The organism is Algoriphagus oliviformis (assembly GCF_017254915.1).
Classification (GTDB): domain Bacteria; phylum Bacteroidota; class Bacteroidia; order Cytophagales; family Cyclobacteriaceae; genus Algoriphagus; species Algoriphagus oliviformis.
This window is the reverse complement of the sequence record NZ_JAFKCT010000008.1, coordinates 262921-277770: the sequence shown is the minus strand read 5'-3', so window position 1 is coordinate 277770 and position 14850 is coordinate 262921. Positions and strand designations below refer to the sequence as shown.

At 54.2% G+C, this 14850-nt stretch carries 11 protein-coding genes; 7 read left to right on the top strand and 4 right to left on the bottom strand.

Annotated elements, in window-relative coordinates; all coding sequences use genetic code 11:
• Positions 1-635: 635 nt before the first annotated feature.
• The 3 genes from J0A68_RS17840 (at position 636) to J0A68_RS17830 (ending at position 7263) form a co-directional block, all read left to right on the top strand.
• Positions 636-3896, top strand: coding sequence for a UvrD-helicase domain-containing protein (locus J0A68_RS17840; RefSeq protein ID WP_206579587.1), 3261 nt, complete (start codon positions 636-638; stop codon positions 3894-3896).
• Positions 3893-6730, top strand: coding sequence for a PD-(D/E)XK nuclease family protein (locus J0A68_RS17835; RefSeq protein ID WP_206579586.1), 2838 nt, complete (start codon positions 3893-3895; stop codon positions 6728-6730). The genes J0A68_RS17840 and J0A68_RS17835 overlap by 4 nt, the downstream gene beginning before the upstream one ends.
• Positions 6731-6891: 161 nt before the next feature.
• The gene (locus tag J0A68_RS17830; RefSeq protein ID WP_206579585.1) at positions 6892-7263 is read left to right on the top strand and encodes a four helix bundle protein; all 372 of its coding nucleotides are present in this window, start codon (positions 6892-6894) and stop codon (positions 7261-7263) included.
• Positions 7264-7337: 74 nt separating this feature from the next.
• Here the strand turns inward: J0A68_RS17830 and J0A68_RS17825 are convergent, their stop codons facing one another.
• A complete protein-coding gene (locus J0A68_RS17825; protein WP_206579584.1) occupies positions 7338-7790 on the bottom strand; it encodes a YciI family protein in 453 nt (150 codons plus the stop codon).
• Positions 7791-7807: 17 nt separating this feature from the next.
• Positions 7808-9187: a TIGR00341 family protein gene (locus J0A68_RS17820; RefSeq protein ID WP_206579583.1), complete on the bottom strand. Its 1380-nt coding sequence runs from the start codon at positions 9185-9187 to the stop codon at positions 7808-7810.
• 376 nt (positions 9188-9563) lie between these two features.
• On the opposite strand from J0A68_RS17820, the gene J0A68_RS17815 reads away from it, so the two are divergent.
• The 4 genes from J0A68_RS17815 to J0A68_RS17800 all read left to right on the top strand — a co-directional run bounded on the left by J0A68_RS17815 (position 9564) and on the right by J0A68_RS17800 (position 12734).
• A complete protein-coding gene (locus J0A68_RS17815; protein WP_206579582.1) occupies positions 9564-9923 on the top strand; it encodes a response regulator in 360 nt (119 codons plus the stop codon).
• 274 nt (positions 9924-10197) lie between these two features.
• On the top strand, positions 10198-10995 hold the full coding sequence (locus tag J0A68_RS17810; protein ID WP_206579581.1) for an MlaE family ABC transporter permease: 798 nt from the start codon (positions 10198-10200) through the stop codon (positions 10993-10995).
• Positions 10996-10998: 3 nt separating this feature from the next.
• Complete coding sequence (locus J0A68_RS17805; RefSeq protein ID WP_206579580.1) at positions 10999-11757, top strand: ABC transporter ATP-binding protein; 759 nt, start codon at positions 10999-11001, stop codon at positions 11755-11757.
• A complete protein-coding gene (locus J0A68_RS17800; protein ID WP_206579579.1) occupies positions 11754-12734 on the top strand; it encodes an MlaD family protein in 981 nt (326 codons plus the stop codon). Before J0A68_RS17805 ends, J0A68_RS17800 begins: the two co-directional genes overlap by 4 nt.
• A gap of 139 nt (positions 12735-12873) precedes the next feature.
• On the opposite strand, the gene J0A68_RS17795 is transcribed toward J0A68_RS17800, so the two are convergent.
• A complete protein-coding gene (locus J0A68_RS17795) occupies positions 12874-13926 on the bottom strand; it encodes an endonuclease/exonuclease/phosphatase family protein (protein WP_206579578.1) in 1053 nt (350 codons plus the stop codon).
• Positions 13927-14011: 85 nt separating this feature from the next.
• A complete protein-coding gene (locus J0A68_RS17790) occupies positions 14012-14809 on the bottom strand; it encodes a hypothetical protein (RefSeq protein WP_206579577.1) in 798 nt (265 codons plus the stop codon).
• Between the last annotated feature and the right edge of the window lie 41 nt (positions 14810-14850).

Genomic DNA, 14850 nt, shown 5'->3' with positions numbered 1-14850 from the left:
TCGCCTTGGCGAAGAAAGACAATCTACGCCATCGCGATATCTTTGGCTTATGATATCACCGCTTACGACTCCGAAAGGGGTCGGACTTCTCATTAACCATTAGGTTTGGGGTTGGCCTTGGGATCACCTAGTGCCCGCGGTTGCACCGGAGGCTATTGAAAGGTTTGACCACTTTGTGGTCTTTTTGTAGTCCGCCGTAAAAGAGGTTCGCCTTGGCGAAGAAAGACAATTTACGACATCGCGATATCTTCGGCTTATGATATCACCGCTTGCGACCCCGAAAGGGGGCGGACTTCTCATTAACCATAAGGCTTGGGGTTGGCCTTCGGATCACTTGTCGCCCTGGTTGCACAGGTGGCTATTGAAAGGTTTGACCACTTCGTGGTCTTTCATTTCCTGATGACCAAAACTCCCACGTCGTCGAACCTGCGACCCCGATAGGGGTCAAACTTTTCATTAACCATGGGTGTAACCCATGGATGAGAAACGACAAATAAGTCAAAACGACCCCGAAGGGTGTCGAACTTCTTCCAATCAACTTCCCAAACCCGATCCCCGACATTTTTCGTCGCCTTTCTGTTTTTTGACCGGACTTGCCGTGGGGCTTTCCTATCTTGGAGCTTCGCATTTTCCTCATGGACCAAAGACCCTTTATCCTCTACAAATCCTCCGCAGGCTCGGGCAAGACCTATACCCTGACCCTGGAGTACCTCAAGCTGGCCCTGCAAAGCCCCCGCTCGGCCTACAAGCAGATCCTGGCCGTGACCTTTACCAACAAGGCCACGCAGGAGATGAAGGAGCGTATCCTCCAGGTGCTGGAGCGACTGGGCAAGGAAGTGCGTCCGGGCGAGTTTCTCGACGGGGAGCTGATGAAGGCTTTGGATCTGACTCCTGCTCAGCTCCAGGCTCGGGCTCGGGAGACCCTGCTGCACATCCTGCACGGGTATGGATACTTTGCGGTGAGCACGATCGACTCTTTTTTTCAGCGGGTGATCCGATCCTTTGCGCGGGAGATGGACTTGCAGGCGAAGTTTGACCTGGAGATGGATACCGACGCGGTGCTGGATCGCCTCGTGGATCGGGTGGTGGAAAAGATCACCACCGACAAAAACCTCCGCACCTGGCTCATAGACTACGCCAGCGAGCAGATCGAAAACGAGAAGACTTGGGACATTCGCTCCGGCATCAAGGGACTGGGGCGTGAGATTTTCCAAGAGCGGTTTAAAGCTTATCGAAGCCTCTTTCACGAGAGCGTGGCCCAGCCGGGTTTTTTGGCAGATTTCAGAAAATACATCCGGGAGGAAAAGCGCCGGCTTATCGCAGATGCCGAAGCGATGCGCGAAAAGGCCGAAGCCATCCGCGCAAACCATGGGCTGGAGTGGAGCGACTTCTCGGGCGGTGGCGGGACTTCCAATTTCGTAGTCCGTCTCGCCAAACTTGGGAAAGCCTGCGAACCCTTTACCCAGCCAACCGAAAAGCAATGGGAGAAAATCAATGGAGTGGACACTTGGTTCACAGGCAAAAAAAATCCCAACGCCAATGCCATCATCAACGCAGCCGACGCTGGCCTGAGAGATATGCTGCTCAGTCTGCCTGAGAAAGCAACCCTTTGGAACACCGTCTCGGCCTTACAAAAGAACCTCAACGCCTTTGGCGTATTCCGCGACCTGATCTTGGAGCTGCGCGTCCTCAAGGACGAGGAAAGCATCCTGCTGATCTCGGATGTCAACGAGTTTCTCCAGCAGATCACCCAGGACAACGACGCGCCTTTTGTCTACGAGAAGATCGGCAACCAGTACCGCAACTTCCTGATCGACGAGTTTCAGGACACCTCGGACTTCCAGTGGACGAGCTTCAAGCCCCTGCTGGAAAACTCCCTCGCCTCGGGGAATACCAACTTGCTCGTGGGCGACGTGAAGCAGTCCATCTACCGCTGGCGGGGAGGCAAGCTGGAGCTGCTGCTGAATGAGGTTCAAAGCCAGTTTCACCCCGATGTGATCGAGGAGAAAAACCTCGCGACCAACTTCCGCAGCCTGCCCGGCATCATCCAGTTCAACAACGCCATTTTCGCCTCCTTGCCTGCCCTGATGCAGGAAGGGATGGCTACGCAATACAGCCTGGAAGCGGGAAATCTGCTGGTGGACGCTTTCAAAGGCGTGGGCCAAAGCATCCCCGAGAAGAAGCTTGCCTTGGACTTTCAGGGAAAAATAAAGCTCAGCTTTCGACAGAAGGTCGCGGCTTCCCGCTACTCCGCCGAGGAAAACGAGGAAGAGGAAGAAGAGTCCGAAGAGGAGGTTTTGGAAAAGCTCCCGGGCATCGTCATGGAGCTGCAAGACCGGGGCTATGCGCTGCGGGACATCGCCTTTTTGGTGCGAAAAAACTCCCAAGGAGCCGAGATCGCCGACCAACTCATGGCCTTTGCGAGGGAAAACCCCGACTCCGGCTATCGCTTTGACGTGCTGTCGGAGGAATCACTTTTTCTGGACAAGTCCGCCGCGGTGAAGTGCCTCGTGGCTCTCCTGACTTTCCTCGTCAATCCCGCCGACAAGGTCGCCCTGAAGACCATCTGGCTCTACAACGCGTTGATCCACGAGATCCCCTACAGCCACGCCCTTTTCCACAAAAATAGCCTTCCCGAGGAGTTGCGCGCCAAGCAGGATGAGCTCCTCTCAAGACTCAATGACCTGACCCAGCTGCCGCTCTTGGAGTTGCTGGAGGAGTGCGTGGCGCTGATGGGGTTGGTGGAAAAACAGGCCGACCTGGCCTACGTCTCCGGATTCAAGGAGGCGGTGTTTGATTTTGTGAAAAAGAACCGCGCCGATCTGGTGGGCTTCCTGGACTGGTGGGAGCTCAACAAGAAAAAGCGCACCGTCAAGATCCCCGAGGATCACGATGCGATGCGCATCCTGACCATCCACAAGTCCAAGGGCTTGCAGTACAAGGTGGTTTTGATGCCCTTTTTGGATTGGAAAATCGTGGCTTCCGGTCAGCAGGCACCGGTCATCTGGTCACCCTTTGCCACCGAGGAAGGTTTGCGGACGGTGATGCCGCTCACGCATGGCACGGCCTTGCAGAATTCCGCCTTTGCCGTGGTCTACGAGGACGAGATCCGCTTGGCTTACCTCGACTCACTGAACATGCTCTACGTGGCCTTCACCCGAGCCGAAGAGGTGATCTGGGGCTTTTCGGATTTTTCCCAGGCTAAGGATGGAAAGATCAGCCTGAATACCACCGGCAACCTGCTGTACTCCCTTTTTTCCTCCGGATTCAAAGTGCCCGAGTTGGGAGAAAATCAGACATGGGATGCCGAGCAGCTCTGCTACGAGGCGGGAAAGTGGGGGATTGCCACTGCTGAAAAGGAGCAAAAAAGGGCTCCAGATGCCCTGCTGCGCTGGGAATCTCTCGACTGGCGATCCAAGCTGAAGACGAAAAAGATGGCTTGGGACTTTTCCGAGTCTGGCCTGCAGGCTAGATCTCAGCGCAAGCTCGGCGTGATCGTCCACGAACTATTGGCCGCTTCGCGAAACCGGGAAGAAGCCGCTCTTTTGCTCCAGCAATATGAATTTGAGGGGAGGCTCGATGCGGAGACGGCTACTTTGGTGGGCGAGCAACTTGCCGCCTTGTTTGCCTTGCCGGAGTTTCAGCGCTGGTTTGATCCCAGCTACCAAAGCCTTGCCGAGCAGGGCATTCTCCTGCCCGGAGGCAGCCAAAAGCGTCCCGACCGCATCCTGATCGGGGAGAGCGAAGTCCTGGTCGTGGACTTCAAAACCGGAGAAAAATACCCCTCGCACCTAAGCCAAGTGAAAGAATACATGGCCCTCGTCGCCAGCCTCAGCCAAAAGCCCGTGAAGGGCTACCTCTGCTATCTCGAACCCACCGAAATCCTGGAAGTATGATCCCTTTTCTGAAAGGTACCGCCAAGCAGATCCTGGACTCGGGGAGAAATCTCGACGAACTCACTATCGTTTTGCCCAACCGACGGGCGGGTCTCTTTTTCACCCGCTACCTCGGCGAGCTGATTGAGGAGCCCATCTGGATGCCGGAGGTGCGGACCATTGAGCAGGTGTTTTATGGCTTGGCGGGAAATACGCCCGCCGACGAGCTTACGCTGATCTTTGAGCTGTATGAGCTCTACCGACAGATCCAGGAGGAACCGGAGGATTTCGACCGTTTTTATTTCTGGGGAGAGTTGATCCTGAAGGACTTCAATGACCTTGACCAGTTCCTCGCTCCGGCGAAGACCGTCTATCAAAACCTGGCCGAGATCAAGGAGTTTGAGTCGGATTTGAGTTTTTTGACCGAAGATCAAAAAGAGCTGATCTCCCAGTTTTGGTTGGCTTTTGCGAGACAAAATGAGCAGGAGAAAGAGAAATTCTTGCGCTTCTGGCAAATCCTCGGACGCCTATACACCGACTTCCAGCATCGACTGAAAACCGCCGGTTTGGCCTATGGAGGCCAACTTTACCGCCAAGTGGCGGAAAACCTAGCCCAGATCGAGCGGCCTAAAAAGCATTATTTGTTTGTCGGCTTCAACGCGTTTACGCTGGCCGAGGAGAATCTGATCAAGCACTTCGTGAAGGAATTTGGGGCGGAGGTGTTTTGGGATGTGGATGCTTTTTATCTCGAAGACAAGCTGCAGGAGGCTGGGCTTTTCTTCCGGGACTACCAAAGAGATCCGGTGCTGGGGGAGACTTTTCCGAAGGAAATCCCTGACCAAGTCCGTAGAAAGTCCGCCCAAATCACCACCCATGCCATCCCGCTGAAGACCAACCAAGCCAATCTGGTCGGGAAGCTCTTGGAAAACGTGGGAAATGACGAAAGACTGGAGGAGACGGTGATCGTGCTGCCAGACGAACAGTTGCTCTTTCCCGTGCTGCATGCCTTGCCGCCTCAGATCGACAAGCTGAACGTGACCATGGGCTATCCCATCCGCAACGCCCCGATCTATGCCTTCTTGGACGGGGTGCTGGACTTGCAGCGCTACGTGAAGTACCGGGAGGGTACCGTCACTTTCTACCACAAGCCCGTGACGGATCTGCTCTCTTTTCCCTATCTGAAAGGGGAAGATCCGACATTCGCACAGGAGCTTTTGGAACAGATCCAGACCAACAACCTCCTGGATGTGCCCCAAGAAATGCTCACGAAAGAAGGCTCGCTTTTCGCCTTGATCTTCCGCAAGATCGAGCCGGAGGAGATCTTTGACTACCTCGGTACCTTGATCCAGCACTTGGCGAAAACCTATCAGGACGACGAGGTGCAGCGGAGTTACCTTTTCCAGGCCTTCAAGCAGCTGAACCGGATTCGGGATGTCTTCCAGGGCAACGGTTCCAAAGGGATGAAGCTGGACTTCCTGCTCAAGCTTTTCCGCCAGATCTTCCGAGAGCTCAAGCTGCCCTTCGAGGGCGAACCGCTCCAAGGCCTGCAGCTCATGGGCGTGCTGGAGTCGCGTAACCTGGACTTTCGCCGCGTGATCATCTGCGACGTCAACGAGGGGAGTTTCCCCCCCGGCGGCGGGATCAATTCCATGATCCCCTTTAACCTGCGCCGTGCCTTCCGCCTGCCCGTGCAGGAGCAAAACGACGCGATCTACGCCTACACCTTCTACCGCCTCTTGCATCGCTCGGAGGAGGTTCATCTGATCTACACTACTTCCTCCGACCAGGGCAAGGCGGGGGAGATGAGCCGATTTATCCAGCAGATGCAGGCCGAGCTGGGTGTGGCCAAGCCGGAAGTGGCGATGGTGCCCGTGGACTTGACTCCAGCGGAGCCGATCACGGTGGAGAAAAGTCCCGCCGTGATGGAGTCGCTGAAGCTTTACCTGCGGAAAGGCGATCCGGAGGCTTTTGTCAAGGCTTTTTCCGCCTCCGCGATCAACAGCTACTTGGACTGTAGGTTGCGCTTTTACTTCCGCTATGTGGCGGGATTGAAGGAAAAAGAGGAGGTGATCACCGGTATCGACCCCTCGACTTTTGGGACGATTCTGCACAGCGCGATGGAGCTGCTGTACGAGATCGGGGAAGGGAAAAGCTCGCGCAAAATCGACACGCATGGCATCGAGCGCATGAAGCCACAGGTGCCGACGGCGGTGGATCGTGCGATTCGGCTTTTCTACAAAAAGCCCGAAAACGAGGAAATGGAGCTGTCTGGGCAACTGCAGATCGCCCGGGAGATTTTTATCAAATACCTCCAAGCCATCTTGGACTACGACCAGAAAAACGGGGACTTTGAGATCATCGGGCTGGAAAAGGACTATCCGTCGGGAATCCTCGTTGATACGCCCGAGGGCAAAGCCGAAGTGGCACTCGGTGGGGTGATCGACCGCATGGACGTCAAGGATGGCGTGGTACGGCTGATCGACTACAAGACCGGCAAGGACACCAAGAAAGTGAAATCCGTCGCCTCGCTCTTTGACCGGGACGACAGCGGTCGCAACAAGGCCGCGATGCAAACCATGCTCTACGCGCACTTCTACGAGACCGCACACCCCGAAAACCAACTCCCGCTCAAGCCGGGTATCTTCAACATCAAGGAAATCTACAATCCCCAGTTCAACCCCTTTCTACAGCTGGACAAGGAGGAGATGGTCGACTACCGACGCTTTGCCGAGGAGTTTCGCGCTGGTCTGAGTGGCTTGCTGGGGGAGATCTTTGATCCAAAGGTGCCTTTTGACCAGACGGAGAAGCTGGAGAAATGTACCTACTGTGCGTACAGGGAGATTTGTGGAAGGTAGTTCAGTAGGCAGGGAGCAGTGGCAGTTAGCAGTGGGCAGTTGCAGTAGGCAGTTTGTATCGTCCTAAATAGAGTTGACCGTTTTGGGGCTTTGGTGAATAGGATAGTGGTAAAGACAATTGTCTTTAGTTTTGATTAAGCTATATTTCATTTTTTTCCGCCATGGATTTCCGTGATCTCCTAGCCTATCAGAAGGCCTTTGCTCTTTCGATGAAAATTTTTGAGATCTCAAAAGGGTTTCCTACCGAAGAGAAGTATTCGCTAATAGATCAAATCCGTAGATCCAGCAGGTCAGTCTGTGTGAATATTGGGGAAGGCTATAGAAAACGAAGGTATCCTGCCCACTTTATTTCAAAGATTTCCGACGCTGACATGGAAAACTCCGAAACACAGATCTGGCTTGATTTTGCGCTCTCTTGCGGATATCTGGAGAGAGTCTCTTACGATGACTTGCAATCTGAGGTCTCTGAAATAGGCAAACTGATCGGTTATATGCTCGCCCATCCGGAGAAATTTGGGGCCGTTTCAAAATAGACAGCCTCCTGCTATCTGCGATCTACAGCTTGCCCACGGCTCACTGTTTTCTGCCTACTTAAATCTGCCTACTGCTAAAAACTCTTCTTCGTCACCTTGGGATATAGGTCGCTTAGCAATACCAAGGCGGCGGAGCCGTACCATTCTTTCAAGTCCATCTTGAGCACTCCGGCCTGGATAGCGGGGTCGGTTTCGGTGAGTGCTTTGGCTTCCTCGATGGTCTGCACGTCGAAGATGTAGATACCGCGCAGGTCTTCATTGCCAAAGAAAGGCCCAGCGACGACCAGCTTGCCCATTTCGGCCATCTTGCCGATGTTGGCCATGTGGGCGCCTTGGATTTCCTGGCGCTTCTCAGGAGAATACTCAGCGACACGATCCCCGCGAAGGAGGAAGGCCATGACATACTTCTTCATTCCGTACTCGTCGGCGCCGACTTTGGCGGCGAGGGCTTCGTCGTATTCGCTCTGGGCCAGACCGAGCGTGGCAAAGCAGAGACTAAACAGCAAGAGGGCGAGTGTTTTTTTCATGGGGTGTTGGGCTTGGGTTAGCGAAGGATAAGGGCGATGGTGTCGGCTTTGGTGCGGACTTTTATCCAGTCCGAAAGCCGCTTGGACTCGGTACGGGAGGCCTTGGGGGAAAACTCCGCATAGGCGACCAGCAGCGTGTCCACGAGGTCTTTTTCCAGGTCTGTCACCATGGATCGCCCGATGGTAAACTTCTTCAGGTTGGGATGGTTGATCTTGGCTTCCTCGGCGATTTCCAGGCTGAGTTGCCGGGTGTTGGCATCCGCGAGGATCTCGCTTTCCAGCAGGGCGATCTTTTCGTCCTTGTCCCGGATCAGGGCTTCATTTCGTTCGTAGAGATCTTTGAGGATGTCGTTTCGCAGCAGGTTGAGGTCGGTGCCGGCTCCGCTTTGGCGAAAGGTCAGGCTGGTCTCATCCAGACCAAAGGCGGGCAGCTTTGCGCTGAGCTTCGCCATCTCCTGGTCTGAAAGCTTGTCGCCGATGAGGCTCACCTCGATGGTCCGACGGGGCTGGAGGTAGTGGTATTCCGAGTTGAGCACCTGGGTATTCGGGTATTGGATCTCCAGCTCCACGAAGCGCCGCGCCTGCTCGTTCCATAGGGATTTTTTGACGATGCCATAGGCCAGATACACACTGGGTATGATGGTCATCAGGGTGATGACGGTGATGTAGGTGCGGACCTGGTTTTCGCGCTTGGGATCGAGAAAGTGTTTTTTGGGATACCTCATAAAGCGCACGATGAGGTAGGTCGACAGGCTGATGAAAACCGAATTGATGAAGAAAAGGTAGAAAGCTCCGACGAAGTAGAGGAAGTTGCCGGTGGCCAGTCCGTAGCCCGCGGTGCAGAGCGGGGGCATCAGGGCCGTGGCGATGGCCACCCCGGGGATGGCGTTGCTTTTCTCTTTTCGCGAGCCGGCGATGATCCCGGCCAGGCCACCAAAGAGGGCGATCAGCACGTCCCAGACGGTCGGCTCCGTGCGGGCCAAAAGCTCGGACTGCGCGCTGCTGATAGGGGTCACGGCAAAGTAGATCGTGGAGGTCAAAATCGCGATGAACACCGCCACGCCAAGGTTGCGGAAGGAGCGCTTCAGCAGGTCGAAATCATTGATGCCTGCGGCCATCCCGATACCCATGATCGGACCCATCAGGGGAGAGATCAGCATGGCGCCGATGATGACCGCGGTGGAGTTGACATTGAGCCCCACCGAGGCGACGAATATCGCAAAGATCAGGATCCAGAGATTGGCTCCCTTAAATTCTACGTTTTTGGAGATGTACTCGATGGTCTCCAGCTCATCTTCCTTGCCTTCCTCCAGGTCAAACCTGTTGGCCATATAGACAAAAAAGCGGAGCAGTTTGCTTCGTCTTTTGGGTGTGGGGGAGGGGGGAGCTATTGCCATATCTGGGGTAAAAATGACTGTGAAAATACGGATTATAGCCAAAATCTATGGGCACAGCCGGAAAAAACGGGAAACGAAGCGGACAGTCCGGACGGACTTTCAAAGCCAAGCCAAGAGAACTTTCGAAAAAATAAAGCGCGTATTCTATTTGATCTTTGGCTTGAAAGTGTCGGTTTTAATGTACTGATCTTTATTGTATTAAAGCTGATTTAGCAGAACCATAATTTAACGGGGCTAAAAAATTTAGATCCATCTAAATGTTCACTGGTTTAAAATTTGATCCCGTTTTTGGGGAAATAGCGATAGTTTTAACATTCATTCAGGGCGATTCCCATTTTTTGCAGAGGAAAAGTCCGGACAAACCTGATTCAACCCAATGGCCCAACTCGTGTACCTGGACGATGATCGGATTCAGCATTTGCTGATGAAGAAGTTGATCAAGATTTATCTCCCCGGCTGCTCTGTCGAAGTCTTCAGTGAGCCCGAGGCTCTGGACGCTTGGCTGGCGGACCACCAGCCCGACCTGATCCTTTCGGACCTCAATTTTGAGACTTCCTCGGGATGGGATTGGGTGGAAAGTTTCGCGGCGAAATCGTCCTCACCCATCGTCTTTGTCACTGCCAGCTGCTCGCCGGAAGACCGCCGCAAAGCAGCCAATTTCGACCAGGTAAAAGCGGTCATCGAGAAGCCCATCTCGGAGGAAAACTGGAAGATGCTGGAGGCGCTGATCGGCTAGTCGGGCGGGCCTTCCCTGCATCCGCAGTGACTTTCTTTGTGGGGCTTTTTGGCCTCGTTGTTTTTTCCCGATGGGGCAAATTGCCACAGCTGCGAACTTCCGGACTTGCCGGCCTGTTAGCTTTCCGACCCTTGACAGGGTGAGGAGGACGCCTTAAGGAGGGTTTTTCCCGCTTCTAAAAAATAAACCAGCGAAGGAAAGGGTTGGTTTTAATTTTGTTTTCTTTGTAGCACTTGCCGAGTACAACATGCTGATCGAATAGATTGAAAGAATTATGGCCGAAGGATCGGGAGATAGAAAGCCCTTGCTTTCAAAAAAAATAGATAAGTTTTTTACGGGTTTGGCGGACGCCTGGAATTTTGTCCGACGCTTCTTTCAGGAAGTGTTTATGCCGCCATACGAGTTTAAGGAAGTCATCCACCAATGCTATCGGATAGGGGTGGAGTCGCTGCCCTTGATATCGCTCACGGGGTTTATCGTGGGGATCGTGTTTACCAACCAATCCCGTCCTTCGCTGAGCGAGTTTGGAGCGGCGTCTTGGTTGCCGTCGCTGATCTCCATCGCCGTGGTACGGGCTATGGGGCCGCTGGTCACTGCGCTGATCGCCGCCGGAAAGGTGGGCTCCAGCATCGGTGCCGAGATCGGATCTATGAAGGTGACCGAGCAGATCGATGCGATGGAGGTCTCCGCGACCAATCCGTTTAAGTTTCTCGTCGTTTCCCGGGTATTGGCCACCACGCTGATGATCCCGCTGCTGGTGATGTACACGGACTTTGTGGCGCTCATGGGCTCCTTTCTCAGCGTCAATGCCAATGAGAAAGTCAGCATGACCACCTTCTTTGTGCAGGTCTTTGAGGCCATCACCTTTTTGGATATCATCTCCTCAGTGCTCAAGTCGGTGCTCTTTGGCTTCACCATCGGGGTAGTCGGCTGCTACAAGGGATACAATTCCTCCAAGGGAACCGAAGGCGTGGGCCGTGCCGCCAATGCCGCGGTCGTCATGGCCATGTTCCTGATTTTTATCGAGGAGCTGCTCGTCCTGCAAATCGTCAACGCAATCCGGGGAATATAAGCTATGGAATCAAGAGAAAAAGTAGTTGAGATTCGCAACCTGGAAAAGTCCTTTGGAGACCTCGATGTGTTGAAGGGCGTGGACTTGGACTTGTTTCGCGAGGAAAACCTCGTGGTACTGGGCAAGTCGGGTTCGGGCAAATCGGTTTTGATCAAGATCATGGTGGGCCTGCTCAAGCAGGATTCCGGCAGCATGAAGGTCTTTGGGCAGGAAGTGGCCAAGCTTGGCAAAAAGGAGCTCAATGAGCTGCGGTTGAAGATTGGCTTTTCCTTCCAAAACTCCGCCCTCTACGACAGTATGACGGTGAAGGAGAATATGGAGTTTCCCCTGGTAAGAAACGAAAAAAACCTTTCCCGCAAGGAAATCAATATGCGGATCGAGGAGCTGCTGGACAGCGTGGGCCTGCCCCAGACGATCAATCAGATGCCTTCCGAGCTTTCCGGCGGGCAAAAGAAGCGGATCGGCGTCGCGCGAACCCTCATCCTCAAACCCGAAATCATGCTCTATGACGAGCCCACGGCGGGTCTGGATCCCATCACCTGCCGGGATATCAACAGCCTCATTCTGGAAGTGAGGGAGCGGTACAAGACTTCCTCCATTGTCATCACCCACGACCTGGCCTGCGCCAAGCAGACCGGGGACCGGATGGCCGTATTGCTTGATGGCCAGTTCAAGGCTGTGGGAACCTTCGAGGAGGTGTTTCCGGAGGCTACAGACGAGCGAATCAAATCATTCTACGACTATAATTTTATAAACTCATGAGAGGGGAAAATAAGAGATCTGTCATAGTTGGCATCTTTGTGTTTGTCGGCATCGCGATCCTCGTGACCGGCGTGCTGACCCTGGGTGGCCAGCAGAAGAAATTCGTCAAGGCTATCCAGCTCAAAACTGTATTCGATGACATCGGAGGTCTGCAGATCGGCAACAACATCTGGTTTTCGGGTGTGAAAATCGGAACGGTGAAAAAGATCAACTTCTACGGCGACGCCCAAGTCGAGGTGGAGATGAACGTGGAAGAGGCCGTGGTCGAATTTATCCGCAAAGACTCCAAGGCCACCATCAGCTCCGACGGACTCATCGGAAACAAGATCATCGTCATCTACGGAGGCAGCACCGAAGTGCCCCAAGTGGAAGACGGGGATAGGCTGGAAGGCGTGATGCCGCTGGATACTGACCAGATGATGGAGACCCTGCAGGTCAACAATGAAAACCTGGTGGAAATCACCGAAAACCTCAAGGTGCTCACCGGCAAGATAGCCGAAGGCAAGGGCATCGTAGGAGCTGCAATGACCGACTCCCTGCTGGCGGAAAATTTCAAAGCCATCATGGCCAACCTCGACCGTGCGGCTGCCAACTCCAACAAAGTCGTCGCCGACCTGGGTAAGTTTACCACCAAGCTCAACCAAAAAGGCTACCTCTTCAACGACCTCGTGACCGATACCACGATCGTGAAGGAGCTCAAGGCCAGCATGGCCAGCCTCAGCGCCACCTCTGCCAATGCCGAGCAACTGACCATACAGCTTCAAGGCGTGGCGGATAAGCTGAATTCTACCGACAATTCGGTGGGTATGCTGCTCAACGATCCCGAGTTTGCGGAGACGCTGAAGAGCACGCTGGAAAACACCGACTCCGCGACCTACAACCTCAACAAAGGCATGGAAGCGCTGGAGTACACCTGGCCATTCAAGAAGGGCTTCAAGCGCAAAGCCAAAGCGGAAGAGAAAGCCGCGGGAAACTAAAGGGAAAGCTGAAGTAAGAAGTGAGAAAGCTGGAGTATGAAAGCTGAAGCATGAAAGCTGGCGCTGCCTACCCAATCATCAATCCCGGGCTTTTCGCCATGCTTTGCTGGAGGAATCGCCGGAAAAACCAAAGAGCCGATCAATCCTGATCGGCTCTTTGGTTTTCGTGGCCTTTGATGATCTTGGCCCTGGCCTCCACCTCTTCCTCTGGGCTGGCATCCTCTGTATCTGCCGTGTCTTCGGCGGTCAGCGTGGCTCTGAGCTCGATGGGAAAGTGGTCGGAGCCTATGCCCCGGAGAACTTTGATGGAGGAGAGGCCAAAGTGCTTGCTAAGAAAGACATGGTCCAGAGGCCAGCGGAAAAGCGGCACCTTCGCATGAAAGGTGCTGAAGAAGCCCCTTCCTCGGCGGGGATCGGCGGTTTCCGATATTTTGAGGAACAGGGAGGTGGTATAGCTCCAAGCCACGTCGTTGAGGTCGCCTATGACCAGAGAGGGCTTGGGGTTTTCCTTGGACTTTTTGCCCACGATCAGGATCTCCGCGTCGCGGTCGGTGCTGGTCGGATTCTCGCCAGGGACCGGCGGCGTGGGATGGATGGCGTAGACGGTGATGATCTGTCCGTTTCTAAGCTTCAGATCCAGCTCCACGGAGGGGATATCCTCGTCCACGAGATGGTTGATGCTGTGCTTCACGATGGGCAGCTTGGAGTAGAGCACCAGGCCGTAGGTGTTTTCCAGCGGTGCCAAGATCCGGTTGGGGTAGACCTCGTGCAGTGGGACCAGGGCATCGGCCCAGGCTTGGTCTGTCTCGACCAGAAAGACCAGGTCCGGATCTCGCTGGCGGATGAGGCTCAGCGCTTTTTCGAAGTGCCGGTTGTACTGGTACACATTGCCTATCATCAGGTGAATGCCTCTTTGGGGATCGTAGGGCACGCGGGTGATCATCTTTTTCCCCAGGAAAGTATAGGGCACCACCTGGAAAAACAGGTACAGCGCGCCCAGCCCCAGCAGTCCCGTCCAGAGGAGGTTTTCCGTGCGGTCCTCGCCAAAGAGCCACCAGGCAGCGATCAGCAAGAGATGGATGATCAGCTTTTGGAAGCGGGGATAGTCAAAAATCCTGATCCACCAGTAGTCCAGCTTGATCAGGGGGATGTAGGAGGAGAGAAAAAAGAAGGCACTCAGACCGGTCAGCAAGGTTCTTGAAGTTGGATGGTGTTGGAAATTAAACCATTTCGATCAAGGATTGTGCTGTTTTTTTACCCCTAGTCTCCATTTTTTTTCAAAGCCGGAAGAAACCAATGGCTTCGGCTTTGATCATCAGCTCTACACCTCCACCGAACACGAAGGGGATCATCAGCCATTTTGAAACAGGCTGTCCAAAGGAGTCCAAGGCCGGGTGGAAGTTGTTGCCCCAGAGCTGCACCACCCGCACAAACTGCGCCGCCGCTTTGCGGTTTTCCTCGCTGGGATTGGCCCATTCGACCTTTTCCACCATCCCATGGGAGTTGACCAAGACGGCCACCCAGAATAGGACGGGTTCTTTGGGATAGAGCTTGGCGCTCAGGCGGAAGTTTTTGAAGGCAAACTGCTGCCATTGCTCCGTGTCGCCCACGATTCGGGGCTCGAAGTCGTTGAAGCCTTGCGCGATGGGATCTTTTGTGCCATTTCTGGCGATCTGGAAGCTGCTGTCGGAGTCTGCCAGCACCTGCCCGACCGCCTCGTTGTCAAAATAATAGAGGGTCAAAAACTTCCCGTTGTGCAGGTTTTCGGTTTTTCTCCATTCCAGCTCCTGGTATTCGTTGTATTGGTCGGTGACCCGTTCGTGGTATTCTTCCCTGGGCGGCTGGGTCATCACGACGCGGTGCACTCGCCCATCCCGCGTCAAGATCCGCTCCAGCTTGGCCGAGTCCGCGGCATAGGACACCAGTAGGTCGTACACATGCTGGGCGGAGTCCCCGGGGGCAACCTTGAAGTAATGGCGGTTGAGGGGGATCGGGACTTCCCTGGCTGGGGTTTCTTGGGAAAAGGCGCTAGGGATAGCTAGGGTAAAAAGGAGAAAAAAGAAAGGCCAATTCATAGTTGGAAGTCGATGGGAATGTCCGGGTTTGCTGATAGTCT